The organism is Rhodanobacter ginsengisoli, from assembly GCF_042657065.1.
GTDB lineage: Bacteria > Pseudomonadota > Gammaproteobacteria > Xanthomonadales > Rhodanobacteraceae > Rhodanobacter > Rhodanobacter ginsengisoli.
Genome location: NZ_JBHSNF010000003.1, coordinates 47,619 through 65,333, shown reverse-complemented (window position 1 = coordinate 65,333; position 17,715 = coordinate 47,619). Strand labels below are relative to the sequence as shown.

The following is a 17,715-nucleotide window of genomic DNA, read 5'->3' as shown; positions in this document are numbered from 1 at the left end:
CCAGTTTAGCGTCCGGGTTAATCGGAGTAAAAAAAATAGGATCAGATTCGTCATTTTGTGCCATCCGAAACCGGGACGAAGAGAGTCAAATACCACCGTACTCTTCGCTTAACTTCCTCCGTCCACCTCCGTCCCGTTTTGCTTTGCGCCCCCCTTAATTCGCCTAGGCGTTATAGGTAAATCCCGCAGCTGCAACGATCCGCTGCGATCCCCGCGTGAAGTACTGGCTCGGATCGGGCGGAGCGTGATAGAAGTTGCCGCTGATGACGCAGGCTTGCGGATGCTCGGAGCCGCCCGCCGCGGCGAAGACGTCTGGGATGGAAATGCCGCCCACGAATCTGCCCTGGCCGGCGAGTTCCAGCGTGTATTCGGCAATGCCCGTGGCGAACACGGTGAGCCAGACATCGCATGCGCTAGCCGCCACCGCGGGAGCGTAGCTGTATTGTCGAATCCGGCCGCCCTCCTCCGTGAATTGAAGTCGCCACCCGGGCAGGTCATAAATCTGCCGGTATCTGCCCGAGGCATCCGCGAAACCGGGGTCAACCAGTATCACGTTCAAGTCGACCCGCTGCCGAATACAGTATTCGAGCAGCGAATCGGGACACTGTTGGCGCTTGATCGAGTCTTCGCCATGTCCATGATCGAAGCAGGCTATGCCGATGAATGTCATCTCGTCCGGCCCGAGCTCTCCGGCAGATAGCCGCAGGAAGGCTTGAAGCTTTGCCAGTACGTTGTCGGTGGGGGCGTCTTCCAGGCGGGCTGGAAGTTCGACAAGAATCGTCTTGTACGCCTGGACATTCAGGTCGCCTAGCGTGAGCGAACCTTTGGAAACGACCTTGCCGTTATATGACACCTTGAGCTGATCGTCTGGCGGAAGAACGGCATGTGGTCGAACCTGTCGGTACGCCTGTTCGAGCACGCTGCGGAAAGTGTCGTTGGGATCCGCAGTGACTTCTACGTGTTCTTCACCCTGAAACTTCACGAATACCTTGGGCATGGCCCTAGCTCCTGACGGTTGGCGTTCCAGTGGTGCCTCCCGGCAAAGAACCAACAAAGGGACGGAGGCTGAGGTTTCCCCTTCAGCTTTTTATCAGCCTCTCGGATGGCTCCCAGGCAATCCCGACCCGGCTGGCCGGATCAAGCCGGAAGACCAGGAAACCGCAACGATTCGCCCTGATTTCGAAATCGGCGTAATACGCAAGATCGGTCTGCGTCTGGAAACTCACCCCTGGGTAACAGGAATAAGTGACCTGATACCCACCCGCGACAAAATTGCGGAAAAGCGTCACGCGTTCGCCGGCGGGTACCTTCAGATGCCCCTCGCTGGGATGGGCGCTGTAGCAACGTCCATCCACGCACAGGGTCATGGTGTCGTTGCGGATGTTGGGCGACAACTTCACATCCACCATCGCCGCGCCGGCAGTCGGCTGGTAGGGCGGCAGGCCGACGCATCCGGCCAGAACGCACGCCAGCAAGGCCGGCATGGCCATACGCTGATGGTTCATCACGGCGCCGCCCCCTCAGCCTTCATGCGCGGCAACAATTGCGCCCGCACCTTCGCGACATCGAGATCACCGGGCACGTATTTGTCATCGAACAGGACAAATACCCAGTCCGCGGGACCACCCATGATGTTTGCCACGCTGATATCCGTCGATGGCTGATTGCGCACCGCCGAAACCAGGCTCGGGTAGATCCGCATGAACGGCTTGTGCCGCTGGACGGCAAGCTCGGTACAGCGCCACGTCAGATAGGTGACCACCGCCGTGTTGTCCGTGTGGCCGTTGGCCGCAAAGCCCACCTTGGTCAATTCGCCCGGGCCCGGTTCGTCCCAGTAGCCACCCCCACCGAACGCCTCAAGCAAAGGGATGCTGTGACGCATGTCCTGATAACCGGTGGCGCACCCGCCCACGGCAAGCGTAGCCGACAGCACCACCGCATATCGCGCCGTGCCACGTGCGCGTGGCCGGGTTCCATCCCATCGAGTCATGATTCCCCCTGGTTGTCGACGGACTGCAGCGGACTCAAGGCAAGTCCGCATGCGCCTTCGGGAGTTTCGGAAACCGGGACGGAGAAAGTCAAGTGAAGAGCCTGGCGGCATTTGACTTCCGCGGTCCCGGTTTCCGCCGCCCCGCAACCAGCCGCCCGCAGGGGCGCCCAAAGCTCCCCGCGCGCGCTACGAGGCTTAATTGGCCACGTCCCCTTTAATTGCCGACCATTTCAGGTGTGCCGCTGTATAGAGTGGCGAACTGGTGCCACCGGACCTTACTAAAACGGAATGACAAGGGATGCAGCTCGGCCACATGTAACGTGAGTGTTGCGCCACCAACGGTCATTGCGAGCTCACAGTCTTAGTACTGACCCGAATCGAAGGAAGGTAGATCGAGAACAACGGATGCAGGAACTCACCCGGAATTTGCGCTCCGGGCTGCTCCATCAAATGGCAGACACCGGACTCATCGTCGAACTGGCCTGCATGACGTTTCATCATGCCGGTCCGCCAAAGCAGATATCTCCGACTGGTTGAGCGCGCGATCGAACAGCATCACCCGTGCAATCTTGCCGGCGAAGCCGTCACCCATACTCAACGGGAAGGGGTTGGCCGCCGGCGTCCTGTCGTAACGGGTTTCGTGAGCCAGCTTGCCGTCGACATACAAGCGCAAGGCGTTGCCATCGTAGGTAACAGTGACGTGATGCCAACCGGGCATGAGCTTCTGGGCGATCATCGCCCCAGCGGTATCTTCTGGAGCTTCACCACGATACAAATAATCTTCACCGGCATTCACAAACCCCGACACACTTCCCGAGGCCGACATCCCGATGCCGTAGGAATCTCCTTTATTCAGTACGTTCGAACCCGAATAAGCCAGGATGCCGTTCAACTCTCTTATAACATGGTCCTTGCTTTTCCTATAATGAAGCCTGTTCACATCGTAATACGCCTTGCCGCCAACAATATCCAGCATCTTGTACCCGGTAAGATAATCATCTCCGTCACCTCCAAGATCACGCCGCTGGACCCAATGATCACCATTCAGATCCGAACTGGCAGTCCAGAATGACATGTCCAAAAATCCCAGCTTCAGAGCTGATTTCAAAGGCTTCTTGGCTGCAGAAAATGCATACATGACCTTGTTGCCTACGACCTGAATGCCCGCCGGCGCTGAATTTCCTGTACCAAACGTTCTCTGGTGCTCTTGAAAACCGGATCCATCCGTCGCCACGCTTCCGGTCGACAGATGGGCGTTACCGGTCGAATCACCCTTCGAATAGGAGAAATAGATGGTTCCCTTATCAACTGTTAGCTGCGCAATGATCCACCACGCGGACCCATGAATACGATGGATTTCGTGCCAGCCCGAACCATCGAGGTTCGAGGAGGCAATAACCACATCGTTCTTGCCATGAACATGGTCTTTTGCCGCGTCAGCGAGAAAAATATAATATATTTTATCGCCGGATACCTGAAAACTTGGAATAAGACCGCCAGTGGTCGTTACCTGCCGTGCTTTCCAGGATGAGCCGTCCCGATTGGAAGATGCGGACCACAACTGCCACTTTCCATTTTTGTCCTTTATTGGAAATGCATAGTAGACCTTGTCGCCGACAACCTGGACATTGCGGGCCTGTTCTGCATCGTAACGTCCCTTGGTGGATGTCCTCTGAGTCGACATCCAGCCCTTGCCATTACTGTCGCTCGTGCCGGTATAGATCTGCCAGGTCCCATCAGCAGCGTTTCCAAAGTATTCAAAGAACAGACGGTCACCAACAACCTGCAGCTTCGGTTCCAGTCCGCTCAATGGCAGCTTTGTTCGCTGCCGGTCATCCGAAGATCCTAGATTGACATCGGCAACCCCTGACCAGACGACGGACCGCCAGTAATACGGGCCCTTCTTCGGAGCCTTGTAATCGCCATCCACCAGCGGGTCTGAATTTGTTACCCAATAGATCTGATCACCAACGACCTGGAAATTTGGGCTCCGCATGCCTGCGAGCTCCAGACTCTGAAACCGCGCGCCGGACCCATTTACCCAGGCAGCAGCCGAAAAGGAATGGTGGAAATTCAAGATATCGTTCGATTTCAAGGTGAGGCGACTCTTGCCATGGAATTCTGCGGCGCAGCCGAACGGTGAATCAACCTGATCCACTTGTCCTACGGTGGCGCTCTTGTCGTCAAGAGACAGGGTGTTTCTTCCCAATTCACTTGCATCACTGAAGTCAAAATAGGCGACCGGCTTGAATTCATTGGCTGATTTCACATGAGTGCGGTCGGCATTGGCTTCCACGCAGCCACCAGCCAGAAACATAATCATGGCTGCCATGAGAGCATAATGACGAGCTGATCGTATTTTCATTGTCAGGACCCTTTTGGTAATGCAACCCGTCCGAGGCCATGGCTGCGACCTTGACATTGGGTTTGATGTATTCGCTTCCGGAAGTCAGTCCGGTTTTTCCCGCCATCCGCAAACCGGCGAGCTGCCTGGGCCGGATTTAGAGCACAAGGTCGGGCACCTACGATCCTGCTTGACCCCGGTGCAGGCTGTCCCGCATGTCACGCCAGTGGACGTACTGCGCTTTTTTTGAGGGCGCCGGATCCTCATGCCCTTGCAGCCAGAAGCGGAACCAGTCGAGATTTCGCTCATAGGCGGCAAGCTTGTGCCTGGGCTGGAACTTCTGATGCGGCTCATTGGGGAACACGTACAGGTCGGCGCGATGTTTTCGGATCAGCGGAGTCGCGTAGTCGAGCGCCACCACATATTCCTGTTCCGGCATCTGCATCAGGATCGGCGCCTTGATGGCGTCCAGGTTGGCGGCGGGAGAAAGCAGCCGCCAGCGCGCAGGCGTTACATCCAGCGCACCAAGCTGCCAGAACGCTCGCAACGGCTTGTAGAAGGCACTGCCTCGCATGCTCCCGAACAAATAGTAATTACGAGACATCCCGACCGACGTGACCGACGCGGCGGCGAGCAGATCCGACTTCATCACCGTCCACAGGGTGACTTCGGTGCCGAAGCTGAGGCCGCCCATACCCACCTTGGTCCGGTCGATCTCTCCCTTCGAAGCCAAGAGGTCAATGACACTCTTGACCGCCGAAAGGCCTTGCCCGTAACGCGCAACCGCGTCAAGACGGTAAGGGGCCTGGTTAATGCACAGGGCCGAAATCCCGTCTTCGGCCAGCGACGCAAAAGGCCATTCATCGCCGAGGCCACCGCGCAGGAAGCCCCTGCAATCGTAATAGTTCACGAACAGTGGCGAGGGTTCATGGCCCGTACGCCGCGCCGGAAAATACTGACCGGTAAATTCCTGACCTTTCGCGTCCGTCCAGCGAAGCAAGCGAGAGGGTGTGTCCTTTGCTTCATCCGAGGCAAGGGAAGCGTTCGGATCGAACAGCACCTGCCGCCTACCTGCTTTTAGATCGATCCTCTCCAGGCGAGGCGGACGATCCGCCTTGGCGTTAACGCACACCAATGCCTCAAAAGACACCCCGCAGCCGCCAGCCTGATAGCGACCATCGCCATTGAACAGGCCGGCGGATCGGGTCACCAGCTGCACGGCGCCGGTTCGGACGTTCCACCGGTAAATCGATTGAGCCTGCCCTTTGTGCGGGTCAGTCACGGTGAAGAGCACCTCATCACTATGCGGTCGCCACTGGATAACGCTTATCGCCTTTCCCGTGCACAACTCGGCCTGGCATTTGACGGGTCGGGTTGAGCCTTTCTTGGGCAGCATGGCGAGTTGCACATCGGGCTTTCTCAGGAGCCCTTTGGCGTTGCCGGTCCGCGTCAACAACGCCGTCCGGCCCGAATCCGGATCAACTACCAGCTTCCAAGAGGACGACGACTCGAGGGCGCGCATGCCAAGGGCCTTGCGCATGCCGCCGGATAGATCCGATGTCGTTGGCGGCTGGGGCGGACGCTCCAAGAAAGGCAAGTTCGTCACCTTCCCTGTCTCCAGATCGACTGCTTTCCACTGATCCGGAACCTCTGCCAGAAGTTGAACGCGATCCCATCCGGGGGCATCCGAGCGAAAGCGCTGTGTTTCCAGCCGCCCATCGACATTGCCGGAGCGGAAAAGGCCGCCCTGGCCGACGGGCACGGTGTCGTCGATATGGATGCCACGATCGTATTCGGCCTGCTCCGCCGCAATGACCGCTGCGCGTGTAGCGCCTACACTGTATTTCAGCGTCTTGCCGTCGGCGCTCAACGAAAAATCGCGAACGTCCGCGGGATCGTGCGTCACCGGTTCCGCGGCGGAACCATCCGCTGCCGCGCGCCAGACGGCCAGACGGCCATCCTCCAGGGTGCGGTAATAGATCCAGTGCCCGTCGGGTGACCACACGGCATGGCCCGACACCGCCACCCCGGCGCTATCGTGCAACAGCGTGCCTCCGTCCGCGATCCGGCGCGGAGGCGACTGGCCATCCATGGGCTGCACGTACCAGAAGACATCGTAGGTATTGCGCACGACCGAGGCCTGCTCGAGCCTGAATGCGACATTGGTGCCGTCCGGCGAAATGACGGGACCACTGAGGTCAGCGACCTCCAGCAGCCGGCGGGGAGAGATGGTTCCTGCATGAGACGGACCGATGAACATCAGCAGCAGCCCTCCCGATGCCAGAACGTGTTTCAAGAGGTTTTTCGGGAACATGTCGATGGCCTGGATACAGATGAATGCCGCACGTCCCGGCAGAGAATGCGGGATGCCGACTTCGTTGTGGGAAACGGCGGACGGCGCGAAGACTGCTCGGGATGACGGCGCGAAATTAGAAGTGTTTCGACACCGACAGACTCAGGTAGCGGCCGACCGCCGAATAGTTGGCCGGATCGTAAGGTGCGTAGGTCCACGAAATGGGGGTGTACAACGGCGGCGCACGATCGAGCAGGTTCTGGGCCGACAATTCCAGCGCCAGATTCGACCATGCGTCATCGCGCGCGCCGGTGTCGTAGCGCAGCGTGGCGTCGAAAGTGGTAAACGATGCGCCCTTGCTGCCTTCCTTGGCGTCGGTCACCCCGCTCTTGTAGTTTCCGAACAGCGAAGCCGTGAAACCACCCTGCTGCCAGACTGCACCGATCCGACTATTGATCCTGGCCGGATTGAACAACGTCCCGGCCAGGTCATAAGGGTCTTGCGCCGCCGTCAGGGACTGTGTGCTTTCCAGCCAACTTATCGAACCACGGAACGCCAACTTCCCCGCGCCCACGTCGAACCGGTACGACCCAGTCAGATCGGCCCCTTTGATCTTCTGCCGCGATGCGTTGACATACCGGCCATCGACGATCGCCACGACCTTGCTGGGATCGAAAGGTGTGCCCACGTAGTTGTAGAAGTTGCTGGCGTTTGCAACCGCCTCGTTCAGCACTGCCTCGGCAGGGTCGTAATGGACGAAATCCGTGTAGATCGGATTGCCGAAAACATTGTAGGTAGTGATCGGCTGCAGAACACGCTCGGTGTAGTCGATATCAAACCAGGTCAGCTCCGCTTCGAGCTGCGGCACCGCCTCCGGGTGGAATGCCAGCGAGGCACTCCATGTCCGGGCCCGCTCCGGACGCAGATTCGCATTGCCGCCCGACAGCCACAAGGCCGTGGCATCCGCGGGATAGCCGCCACCAAACGTTGCCGCCGGATAATAGATGGCGTTCTGGCTCATGTAGCGCTGCAGGAGTGTGGGTGCCTTGAACGACTTTCCCCATGACGCTTTCAATGAGAAATCGGCACTGGGCGAATAGATCACCCCAAGCTTTGGTGTGGTCACCCTTCCGTAATCGCCATCCTCGGTGCGGACCGCGCCGGTCAGCGCGAGTCGCTCGATCCCGTCGATGTGCTGCTCGGCCCCTATCAAAGGCAGGCTCAATTCGGCATAGGCAAATCGGCTGCTCTGGCCGCCATCGGCATTGATCCTGTTGCGGCTGATGCTCGCGTTCAGAAAATGGTTGTATCGATATCCCGCGCCAGTGGCCAGCCTTGCGTCGCCGCCGGGCAGTGTGAACAACGGCCCTTCCGCGCCGATCTCATAAGTCTGGCTTTTGTTCGTGTACGCGCTGAGGCCGTTGGAAGTAATCGCTCCATCTGCCCTGCTCACCGTCGGCTGCGCGATCGAGTTCCTCTCTTTGCCCACCGCCACGCTGAGCGTGAGCGTCCAGTCGCCCGGCAGCCAGACTTCGAGACTGGGCGCCAGCAAGCTGGTCTTCGTCTTTACATCGTAGGGGTAATAGACGCTGGGGTACGCCAGAACCGTGTGGCTGCTCCGGTCGTTCCCGAGCGCGTCCAGATGCAGTTCAACGGCCTCTCCCAGCGACTGGTGCAGGCTGAACAAGCCGCTGCGAAGACTGCTTCCCTGCCACAGCGTCGAGGGCCGGTACATCGAGCGGGTGTAGTCACGCTCGTCTGAATAAATTGGGTCGTTGGATGTTTTTTCCCCCGCCGCGATCAAGCCACCCGTGGCCCAGGTGGTGCCGGCAGTGGTCGTGAACCCGCGTGTGATCAGCCCGCCCTCGGTGGCACCACCATAGCGCGCGCCCACGGTCACGCCATCGAAGTCGGGCTTGAGGATCACATTGGCCACGCCACCCACCGCATCCGAGCCATAGACGGCTGAAGCGCCGTCGGGAACGATCTCGAGGCGCTCCACCGCCTCAACCGGAATGGCGCTGATATCGACCGCCTGTGCAAATCCGCCATAGGACATGCGATGACCATTGAGCAGGGTCAGGGTCGCATCCGGCCCCAGCCCGCGCAGATTCATGCCCGAGCCGCCGGTGATGTCCTGATTGCTGGGGCTGCCCTGCGCAGCGCCTAGCGAGACTCCCGGATTCTGCCCACCTGAAAAGTTCTGCGGCACACTGCGTATCACCTCGCCAAGATCAGTAAAGCCTTCCTGCTGGATCTTTTCGCTGCCGATCGTGATCACCGGCGATGGTGTGGTACCACCACGTATGCGTGTACCGGTAACGGTGACCGTACTCAGTTTCTTCACGTCCAGAGCAGCCCCGGACGATGGCGCCTTGGGTTTCGACGCGCGTTTCCGATCAACGCCCGGCGGCGGCGATGCCCGCTTGAGGGTGTAGGTCTGGCCGCTGACGCGCTCCCATGCGAGCCCCGTCCCGGCGAGCAGATGCGTCAAGGCCTGTTCGGCACCGTAGCGGCCCGAGATGCCTTGACCCTGTTTGCCAGCGACCAAGTCCGGTGCGAACACCAGTTGCCGGTCGCTTTGCGCACCCCATGCACTGAGCGCCGTGGACAGTGGGCCCGCGGAAATGTCGTACTGGCGAACCGACTCGCTCGCCACCGCTGTCTGTGCCTGCGCCATGGGTACCGTGGCATACAGTGCCATGCAAAGCGCCACGCACAGGGCATTCTCGACAAGTCCCCGACCAGACCTCCTGCTTGCTGTATTCATCTGCTCCCCTCTGTGTTGGTGAGCGCCGACGCGGCGCCTGCCACAGGGGTAACAACTGAGCGGCGCGCAACCCTACCCGGCATTGAATGACATGCAGTTGACTCAGCGCGGCATCAGCACGATCTCGTGCGTGTCGCTGCGGGCCACGCGCACCGGGAACACGGCAGAAAGGGCGGCGGCAATACTCGCGTTGTCGCCGGTACGGAAGCTGCCGCCCACGGGCAGATCGGCCAACCGCGGATCGCCCAGGCGCAGCTTGACCGCGGAATAGCGGTTGGCCTCGGCCACAGCCTGGGCCAGTGGCAGACCACTGAAATCCAGCCGCCCGCGCATCCAACTGGTGATGCCGGCCGGGTCAACTTGTCGCACGCGGATGCCGGCGACACGAGCACCGTAACGAGCTTGTTCACCTGGCACCAACTGCTTGTGCTCATTTAGCGCGGCGACATCCACCCGCCCTTGCAGCAAAGTGACTGTGGCTATGCCATTTTCGTCGCGCACCAGGAACTGCGTGCCAAGATCGGTGACGCTGCCATCGGCGGCGGTGACGATGAAGGGGCGCTCAGCATCGTGTACGACCTCGAACATCGCCTCACCATGCTGCAGTGTGACGTCGCGGCGCAGACGGCTGTAGCGCACCTGCAGCGCAGTCTGCGTGTTAAGGACAATGCGGGTGCCGTCGGGCAACTGCTCGGTGCGTTGCTCGCCGAGGCCAGTGCTGTAGGCCACGGGCGCCGTCTGCATCATCAGCGGCAGCAACCATATACCGCCGAACACGGCAATTGCTGCCAGGCCTGCCGCTGCCAGCAGTGGCCTCAAGCGCTTACCGGTCGCCTGCCGTTGACTGGGTGAGGTGGCAGCCATCGCCGCAGCGGCCATCTTGCGCATTTGCACGGAGTCCTGCAATCGCGCCCACTGTTCCCAGGAGTGCTCGGTTTCGGCGTAGGCACGCGCATGCGCATCGCTGCTATCGCGCCACGCTTCGAAGGCCGCCTCCTCGCTGCAGGCGCCGTCGCGGCGCCTGGCGAACCAGGCAGCAGCTTCCTCTCGGATAGCGTCGTGGGAATCCATGCTGTTGCCAACACTCACGGCTCGAAATCCCCCACCTCTGCGCGACACTGGATGATCGCCTTGGCAAGATGCTTCTCGACCATCTTCACGGAAATGCCGCAGCGCTGGGCCACCTGGGCATTGCTCAAACCTTCGACGCGACTGAGCAGGAACACCGTGCGGCGCTTGTCCGGCATGTCGGCGACGGCTGCCTCCAGCCTCTCCAGGTAGCGTCTTGCCTGCCACTGCCGCTCCACCCCCGGGACTTCGGAGGCGATGTCCAGCCCACTGAAATCCGTGGATTGCTCAAGCTGATGCAGCGAACTCCAGCGCCAGTGATTCTTGAGCACATTGCGCGCGATGGTGAACAGCAGGCTGCGCAACGAGGCGGGGGGCTGGTCTTGCCGGTAACGCATCAGCCGGCTCCAGGATTCCTGTGCCAGGTCAGCGGCATCCTGCGACTTCGCCAGGCGATGACGGAAGAAGTTCAACAGCTCGGCCTGGTTCTCGCGCACGAAGGCATCAACGTTGGCGTCGCTCGACGGCAACGGTTCCGCTTCCGCCCAATCTGTGCAGGACCTCGACACGCTCACAGCCTCGTCGTCGCTCCAGTGATTTCAATGTGCTGCCACGCCCGAGCTCATGTCAAATGCCGGTCACGCAAATGAGCCTTGAAGATGCAAAATTGCCACCGTCCAGACGCGCGCCTGCGCAGAGCCCCTCTGTCATGAAACACGCAAGGTCGGCTGCACCCTACCTCTTGTCCGCCTGATGCCCAGGACGACCTGGCCTGACCGGCTCGGTCAGGCGCCGTCCGGGCCCGATCCGATCCGCCAGTGCCCACTGAAATTCAGCCGCCCGAACCAGCACCAGCACCAGCGCGCGCCAGCGTGGCCGACACCGCGTGTCTCATCGTGCGCCAGGTACGGTATTGCCCGGCCTTGTCCGGAGCCGGATCTTCGTAGCCCTGCAGCCAGAACCGGAACCAGTCCAGATTGCGCTGGTAAACGGCCAGTTTGTGATGCGGCTGGAATTTCTGGTGGAGCTCGTTCGGAAACACATAGACCTCGGCTCGATGCACCCTGATCAGGGGGACCGCGTAATCGAGCGCCGACCTGTACTCCTGCTCTGCCATTTGCATCAGCACGGGGGCCCCCGCCCGTTCGAAATCGTAGGAAGGCGAGACCAACCGCCAGCGTTCCGGGATCCGGCGGCTCGATCGTCTCCACTTGCACGTCGAGCTTGTCGCGATGCGACTGGCTGCGCCGGTATTGTTCGTTGAGCAGATTGCGGGCAGTCCGATAGCGCACCGCGCGCAAAATCCGCGCCATCCAGGCACGTCGGGTGATCCCGCGACACGCCGGGAACCTGAACTCGCGCACAGAATTCGGAAAATGTCCCTGACAACCTTTGGTGCAGGGGCCCGCCACATCTGTCCTTGCCCTGGGCAACCGCCCATCGCGCCCACCTCGCTGGGCGGCGAGTACGCCGCCAGGCCCCCGCCACGATGGCCCGGCCAGTGAGCTGGCCAGGTTCCATTACCTTCGAACGGTCGAAAGCCTGATCCTTTTTTCCTGACGGTCGATCCGCAGCACCATTCGGCTTTGGGAAGCAATCATCAGCAGACATGGAGTCCAGCCATGAATGCGATCCACTCCAAGAGTGCATTCGTGTACCGGCAGGTCAAACGCGCCCTGCGATCGGGGCGCTACGCGCCTGGTCAGAGGATCGATCCCGCCACACTCGCCGCAGAGTTCAACACCAGCCCCACGCCGGTTCGATTCGCGCTATATCGCCTGGTCGGCGAATCCCTGCTCGTCGATCATGCCCGCGACGGACTGCACGTTCCTTTGCTCACCGAGGTCGCCCTGCGCGACCTCTATGACTGGATGGAGCGGCTGTTGCTGATCGCTTGCGATATCGGCGCAATGCCGGTAGCCCGAAAGACCGAGCAGTTGGAGCTCACCTCGGCTGATGACGATCTGGTCACGCTGACGTGGCAGCTGTTCGACGCGATAGCCCTGGCGACTGCCCGCGGAAACTTGCACCATGCCGTGAAGCAGGCCAACGACCGGCTGGCGCCGATACGCTGGGCCATACAGGGGTTGCTGGAGCACAGATTCGACGAGCTTTCGGAACTGGACCGACTTTGGCAGGCACACGACGTTTCGGCCCTGAGGTCCGCATTGCGCAACTATCACGAACGCCGCAAGCAACTCGTGCCGTGCATCGTGGCCTTGCTGAGCGAGCGCAGCGATCGCCTCCACTAGCCCGCGTCAGCCGAAGGAACATCGACGCCGAGCCCGGCCATGACGGACGTCCATCACGCTCCGGAACAATCACCGGATAACAACGCAATAATCATTTGAAAATCAAGATTTCCGACTCCTACGCTGCACGCGTCATGGGACAGCCATGACGCGAACGTAGGAGATCGAAATGAACACGAACAAAGACATTCGCAACGATACGTCGGAAGACGTCACCGAGCTCGGTGTCGCCAGCATGGCGACGAAGGGCAACGCTGGCATCGGCGAGGGCGGTGGACTCGGCGGCCCAGTGACCCCCGGCATTTCGGAGGAGTAATAACTCCGGGGCGCGCACCATCGTGCGCGCCCTACCCTTGGAGAGCAGATCATGTGCTACCAGCTCAGAGAGGATCTTTCGTTCTGTGACGTCGACGGTCACCTGATATTTCTCGACGTAGCACAAGATCGGTACTTCAGGCTGGCCGGTCATCTTGAGAAGGCCATGCGATGCTTTCAGGCACATCAAGGCGTTGCTTCCACGCTATTGGCGGATCTTTCCGCCGCGCGGATACTGGTCGAAGTACCGGGTGTGGAGGCGCATTCCACAATAGCGAACATCCTGCTCCCATCTCGCAGCGCAATCGAGCAACCCACCGCGACTGCGGGCGACCGGCTCAGCGTAGCCCATGTCGCTGAAGTCGTGGCGACCGTCTGGTCGACTCGTCGCCAGCTCAAGGCTCGCACTCTCAAAACGAATCTGGACGAAGCCTGTGCGTACCGCGATAGAAACGCAGGTGCGATTGAGGCCGCTACAACCGCTGACTGCGAGGCCGATCTACTCCAGGCGAACTGGCAATTCGTTCGTGCGCGCCGCTACGTGCCCATCGAGCCTACCTGCCTCCTGGATTCGCTATCCCTGCTTCGGTTCCTCTCGCGGCGGGGATTGCCGGCAAACATCGTCTTCGGTGTGACGCCGGAGCCATTCGCGGCACATTGCTGGGTGCAGGCCGGCGGCGTTGTGTTGAACGAAACACTCTCCGACGCCCATGCGCACACCCCCATCAGGATAATCTGATGAAATATCGCTATATCATTTTGCTCGGCGAAGGATTGAACCGGAGCGCCGACTACACGCTTCGGCTGGACAGGCTCCTGCGCGCCGAAGAAATGATCTGCAAACTTGAATCGGCTTCGGCCAGGGTTTTTGCTTCCGCTGGCGCCCGTTCCCTTTCCATACCCGGGCACGGCCTGCTCATCGGCCAAGTCTTTACGAGGGATGGCCAGCCCATCTCACAATGTCTGGATATGGTTGGTTCGGCGCGCGAACTCACCAGCCGTCTGCTGCGGAACACCTGGGGCAACTATCTCGCCATTCTTGTCGACCGCGACGATCGCTCGGCGCTTACCCTTTTGCGCGACCCATCGGGCGCCGTGCCATGCGTCTACTCGCTAGCTGATGGTGAAGGCTTCATTACCTCGGACATCAGCCTTGCCGTCGCTCTCGGACTCTACCGCAAGGAGGTGAACTGGCAGGCTATCGCACACGGCCTCACCTTTCCCTACCTGAAAACGGCGCGTACGGGACTGAAGTACGTCAGCGAATTGCTTCCGGGCAACATGCTGACCTGTCGCGGGAGGGAAGTTTCAACCAGCACCGCGTGGTCACCGTGGCGCTTCGTGGCAGAGGGCGTCCGGCACAAGGATCCTCTCGTGGCAGCCGAAGATGTCCGCGAGACCGTATCCAGCGTGGTCAGGGCGCTCTCCAAGTTGGAAGACAGGTTTGTGGTTGAGTTATCGGGCGGGCTAGATTCCTCCATCGTCGCCACCTGCTTGCGCGATGCTTTGCCGCGCGCCACCTTTTGCACGTTGGTCATGCCCGTGACCGGCACTGACGAGCGACCATACGCCCGTTTGCTTACGGATGCGCTGGGCCAGGAGCTCTTTTCGGTAGAAGTAGGGTTCGACAATGTCCACATCGAATTTCCCGTGTCTCGCTCGTCCGTTGTTCCTGCCATAGGCATTCCACAGAATGCCATCAACGAAGCCTGGGAGGCCGCAGGCACCCGATATGGGGTAGACAGTTTCTTTTCGGGTGCCGGTGGCGATACCGTCTTCTGCTATCTGAAGACTGCGGCGCCAGCCGCTGATGCGTTCCGGGAGCGTGGCGTCATGGCGGGAATCGGAGGCATCGAGAATCTTGCGAACCTACACCGATGCACAGTCTTCAAGGCCAGTCGGTTGACCCTCAAGAAAATGTTCCGTCGACCACGCTTGGGCTGGAAAGAGGATCGCACGCTGCTCAACCCCGCCCACGTGGCCGCGGTGCCTGAGCATCATCCATGGATGGACGCGCCGTCGGACGCACTACCGGGCGATCGAGAGAAAATTCATGACCTGATCGGCGTCCAGCTATTCAGGGATGCCGCACCACGCGGCCTGCAATGCTCCATGCACTTTCCTCTGCTATCTCAGCCCGTCATGGAAGCATGCCTGAAAGTCCCAACCTGGATGTGGATCGCCGACGGTCGAAACCGTGCGATCGCCCGCCAGGCTTTTGCAGATCAGTTGCCGAGCGGAATTCACGATCGACGCAGCAAAGGCTCCTATACCGGCCACATGGCTGCCATCTACACACGAAACAAGCCGAAGATCCGCGAATCCCTGGAGGAAGGGCAGCTATGTGCACATGACCTGCTGGACCGCACCGCATTGGCCAATTTTTTCGCCAAGGAACTTGCGCCCCGGGATCTGTCGTTTCTTCGCATCTTCGATTTGTGTGCGGCCGAGAACTGGGCGCGTCAACAAGATCACAGTCCATCGTGAGAGCCCGCACGAAAACAGTGCTTTTCGGCCTTTTTCATTTCACGCCAAATGCGGTACTGCCCAGCCTTGTCCGGACCCTGGTCTTCATACCCCTCAAGCCAAAAACGAAACCAATCGACATTTCGCTCGTATGCCGCCAGCTTGTGCCTGGGCTGGAACTTGACGTGAGTCTCGTCCGGGAATACGTAGATGTCCGCTTGGTGCCTGCGCATCAGGGGTAATGCATAGTCCAGAGTCATCCGGTATTCCTGCTCAGGCAGCTGGAACAGGACCGGTGCCTTGATCCTGTCGAGCTGATACGCGGGGGAGATTTCCCTCCACCGCTTCGGTGTTTCGTCTGGCGAGCCAAGCTGCCACAGTTTCCGAAGGTTGGAACGGAAGGCGTCCCGCAGGCTATTGAACAGGTAGTAGGTTGGCGTCACCGAAATGCCGCTGACCGACGCCGCAGTCACCACATGCGAATGTGCCAGCGTCCAAAGTGTCACCTCACTGCCGTAGCTGAGTCCGCCCATGCCGACACGAGTTGGATCAATGCGCCCCTGAGCCGATAGAAGTTTCACGACGCTTTCGACGGCCGCACGCCCCTGGTCGTAACGCGCCGCGGTGTCAAGGCGATACTCCGGGATCGCGTTGATGCATAACGCAGAGATTCCGTCCTCAGCCAGAGTGGCAAGAGGCCACTCATTGCCCAACCCGCCGCGCAGAAATCCGTAGCAACTGTAGAACGTCACGAACAGCGGCGGCGGATTGCCGCTGCCCGCTCCACGCGCCCGGAAGAATTGACCGGTAAACTCCCGGCCTTGTGCGTCCTTCCAGCGGATCGGTCTCGCCGGCACCGTGGCCGCGATATCCGCTTCCAATTCCTTGTTGGGTGCAAACAGGATTCGCCGATGATCGCTATTTACATCGATCGCCTCGAGACGCGGCGGGTGATCTGCTTCGGCCGCGACGCACACCAGGGTATCGGACGACAGCGCGCAGGGGATGTCCCAGTAGCGCTGGCTCCCACTAAGAAGCCCGTCGGAATGCGCGATCAGCCGCACTGTGCCCGTTACGACATTCCATGCGTAGACTGACTGCGCCTTGGCTGTGTCGGTGGTCGTGAACAGGATTTCATCGCTCCCGGGGCGCCACTGGATATCCGCAATGTATCTGTGACGACACAACTCGGGCAGGCAACGGATTGGACGCGAGGTGTGCCTGTCCTGCAGCATGGCGAGCTCGACATGCCGGCTCACCGCCAGCCCTTTGTCCTTGTGCCCAGGCAACAGCACCGCAATACGCCCATCACTTGGGTTCTGGACAATTTCGTAGCGCAGGCCACCCGCGTTCTTGATCGGCGCCGCCGGAAGATCGGGCGAAAGATCGGCTGGCGTCAGCGGGCGCGGCGGTAGCTCCGATGCGGACAGCGCCCGAGTGGTCATCGTTGCCAGGTCGACAGCCTTCCAACGGCTCGGTACCTTCGCCAGCAGTGGGCCCATCGAGAACCAATCTCCCAGGAACCGCTGCGTCGCCGGCCGCCCCGCGAGCTTGCTCGACCGGAACAACCCGGCAGCAATATTCACCGTGTCGTCGATGCGGATGCCACGGTTGTACTCAGCCGCTTCCGCGTTGTTCACCTCTTCCCGTGTCGCGCCAACGCTGTACTTCAATGTTCGACCATCACCGCTCAACCTAAAATCCCGCACATCCGCAGAGTCCGATATCACCGCGCAAGAGCCGGAGCCATCTGCTGCTGCGCGCCAGACGGAAACACGGCCATCGAGGCGGGCGCGATAGTAGATCCACTTTCCATCTGGAGACCAGATGGCCGGTGAAGGCAGCACGTCTCCGGTGACGTACTCGCGCAACGGCGGGCCTCCATCCGCTATGCGGAGCGGCAGGGATTTCCCATCCAAGGCTTGTACATACCACGTGGTGTCGTATGTGTTGCGTTCAATCGAGGCCCGCTCAGCCCGGAATGCGACGTACCGCCCATTGGGCGAGCTCACCGGATTGCCCAGATCGGTCACTTCCAACAGGCGCCGCGGCGAGATCGCTTTCGCGTGCGAGGGCCCGAGCACAGCCATGCCCAATACGCCAAGTGCCAGCGTGGAAACCCAATGCGTGCGGCGCTTGCTGGCCGGGGAATGCTTCCACGCACGTGCTCCAACGGCCCCCCATAGGGTGGGCCAATGAGAACGTTTCATAGCCCCT

General features: G+C 60.4%; 14 protein-coding genes. 4 read left to right on the top strand and 10 right to left on the bottom strand.

The window, feature by feature from the left end:
• Positions 1-163: 163 nt before the first annotated feature.
• The 9 genes from ACFPPA_RS13665 to ACFPPA_RS13625 form a co-directional block, all read right to left on the bottom strand.
• Positions 164-997, bottom strand: coding sequence for a hypothetical protein (locus tag ACFPPA_RS13665; protein WP_377320826.1), 834 nt, complete (start codon positions 995-997; stop codon positions 164-166).
• Between the two features lie 82 nt (positions 998-1,079).
• Entirely contained in the window at positions 1,080-1,508 is a 429-nt protein-coding gene (locus ACFPPA_RS13660) for a hypothetical protein (protein WP_377320824.1), read from the bottom strand.
• Entirely contained in the window at positions 1,505-1,882 is a 378-nt protein-coding gene (locus ACFPPA_RS13655; RefSeq protein WP_377320822.1) for a hypothetical protein, read from the bottom strand. Before ACFPPA_RS13655 ends, ACFPPA_RS13660 begins: the two co-directional genes overlap by 4 nt.
• A gap of 574 nt (positions 1,883-2,456) precedes the next feature.
• Positions 2,457-4,355 carry a LamG domain-containing protein gene (locus ACFPPA_RS13650; RefSeq protein WP_377320821.1) on the bottom strand — a complete coding sequence of 633 codons (1,899 nt, stop codon included), beginning with the start codon at positions 4,353-4,355 and terminating at the stop codon, positions 2,457-2,459.
• 157 nt (positions 4,356-4,512) lie between these two features.
• A complete protein-coding gene (locus tag ACFPPA_RS13645; protein ID WP_377320819.1) occupies positions 4,513-6,648 on the bottom strand; it encodes an Atxe2 family lasso peptide isopeptidase in 2,136 nt (711 codons plus the stop codon).
• A 115-nt stretch (positions 6,649-6,763) separates the two neighbouring features.
• Positions 6,764-9,331, bottom strand: a complete 2,568-nt coding sequence (locus ACFPPA_RS13640; protein ID WP_377320817.1) for a TonB-dependent receptor domain-containing protein — start codon at positions 9,329-9,331, stop codon at positions 6,764-6,766.
• A 168-nt stretch (positions 9,332-9,499) separates the two neighbouring features.
• Complete coding sequence (locus ACFPPA_RS13635; protein WP_377320815.1) at positions 9,500-10,468, bottom strand: FecR family protein; 969 nt, start codon at positions 10,466-10,468, stop codon at positions 9,500-9,502.
• Positions 10,469-10,482: 14 nt separating this feature from the next.
• Complete coding sequence (locus ACFPPA_RS13630; protein WP_377320813.1) at positions 10,483-10,995, bottom strand: RNA polymerase sigma factor; 513 nt, start codon at positions 10,993-10,995, stop codon at positions 10,483-10,485.
• Between the two features lie 302 nt (positions 10,996-11,297).
• The gene (locus ACFPPA_RS13625) at positions 11,298-11,594 is read right to left on the bottom strand and encodes a hypothetical protein (protein ID WP_377320811.1); all 297 of its coding nucleotides are present in this window, start codon (positions 11,592-11,594) and stop codon (positions 11,298-11,300) included.
• Positions 11,595-12,087: 493 nt separating this feature from the next.
• On the opposite strand from ACFPPA_RS13625, the gene ACFPPA_RS13620 reads away from it, so the two are divergent.
• The 4 genes from ACFPPA_RS13620 (at position 12,088) to ACFPPA_RS13605 (ending at position 15,519) form a co-directional block, all read left to right on the top strand.
• The gene (locus ACFPPA_RS13620; RefSeq protein WP_377320809.1) at positions 12,088-12,717 is read left to right on the top strand and encodes a GntR family transcriptional regulator; all 630 of its coding nucleotides are present in this window, start codon (positions 12,088-12,090) and stop codon (positions 12,715-12,717) included.
• Positions 12,718-12,886: 169 nt separating this feature from the next.
• Positions 12,887-13,033, top strand: a complete 147-nt coding sequence (locus tag ACFPPA_RS13615; RefSeq protein ID WP_377320807.1) for a benenodin family lasso peptide — start codon at positions 12,887-12,889, stop codon at positions 13,031-13,033.
• 51 nt (positions 13,034-13,084) lie between these two features.
• A complete protein-coding gene (locus ACFPPA_RS13610; RefSeq protein ID WP_377320805.1) occupies positions 13,085-13,771 on the top strand; it encodes a lasso peptide biosynthesis B2 protein in 687 nt (228 codons plus the stop codon).
• Positions 13,771-15,519, top strand: coding sequence for an asparagine synthase-related protein (locus ACFPPA_RS13605; protein WP_377320803.1), 1,749 nt, complete (start codon positions 13,771-13,773; stop codon positions 15,517-15,519). Before ACFPPA_RS13610 ends, ACFPPA_RS13605 begins: the two co-directional genes overlap by 1 nt.
• Here ACFPPA_RS13605 and ACFPPA_RS13600 read toward each other — a convergent pair.
• Entirely contained in the window at positions 15,504-17,708 is a 2,205-nt protein-coding gene (locus tag ACFPPA_RS13600) for an Atxe2 family lasso peptide isopeptidase (RefSeq protein WP_377320801.1), read from the bottom strand. The two genes, ACFPPA_RS13605 and ACFPPA_RS13600, sit on opposite strands and share 16 nt — an antisense overlap.
• Between the last annotated feature and the right edge of the window lie 7 nt (positions 17,709-17,715).

Excerpts from the sequence above, each read along its gene's own strand:
- ACFPPA_RS13665 (WP_377320826.1), bottom strand. The coding sequence starts at position 997 with ATGCCCAAGGTATTCGTGAAGTTTCAGGGTGAAGAACACGTAGAAGTC.
- ACFPPA_RS13655 (WP_377320822.1), bottom strand. The coding sequence starts at position 1,882 with ATGCGTCACAGCATCCCTTTGCTTGAGGCGTTCGGTGGGGGTGGCTAC.
- ACFPPA_RS13650 (WP_377320821.1), bottom strand. The coding sequence starts at position 4,355 with ATGAAAATACGATCAGCTCGTCATTATGCTCTCATGGCAGCCATGATT.
- ACFPPA_RS13645 (WP_377320819.1), bottom strand. The coding sequence starts at position 6,648 with ATGTTCCCGAAAAACCTCTTGAAACACGTTCTGGCATCGGGAGGGCTG.
- ACFPPA_RS13640 (WP_377320817.1), bottom strand. The coding sequence starts at position 9,331 with ATGGCACTGTATGCCACGGTACCCATGGCGCAGGCACAGACAGCGGTG.
- ACFPPA_RS13635 (WP_377320815.1), bottom strand. The coding sequence starts at position 10,468 with ATGGATTCCCACGACGCTATCCGAGAGGAAGCTGCTGCCTGGTTCGCC.
- ACFPPA_RS13620 (WP_377320809.1), top strand. The coding sequence starts at position 12,088 with ATGAATGCGATCCACTCCAAGAGTGCATTCGTGTACCGGCAGGTCAAA.
- ACFPPA_RS13615 (WP_377320807.1), top strand. The coding sequence starts at position 12,887 with ATGAACACGAACAAAGACATTCGCAACGATACGTCGGAAGACGTCACC.
- ACFPPA_RS13610 (WP_377320805.1), top strand. The coding sequence starts at position 13,085 with ATGTGCTACCAGCTCAGAGAGGATCTTTCGTTCTGTGACGTCGACGGT.
- ACFPPA_RS13605 (WP_377320803.1), top strand. The coding sequence starts at position 13,771 with ATGAAATATCGCTATATCATTTTGCTCGGCGAAGGATTGAACCGGAGC.
- ACFPPA_RS13600 (WP_377320801.1), bottom strand. The coding sequence starts at position 17,708 with ATGAAACGTTCTCATTGGCCCACCCTATGGGGGGCCGTTGGAGCACGT.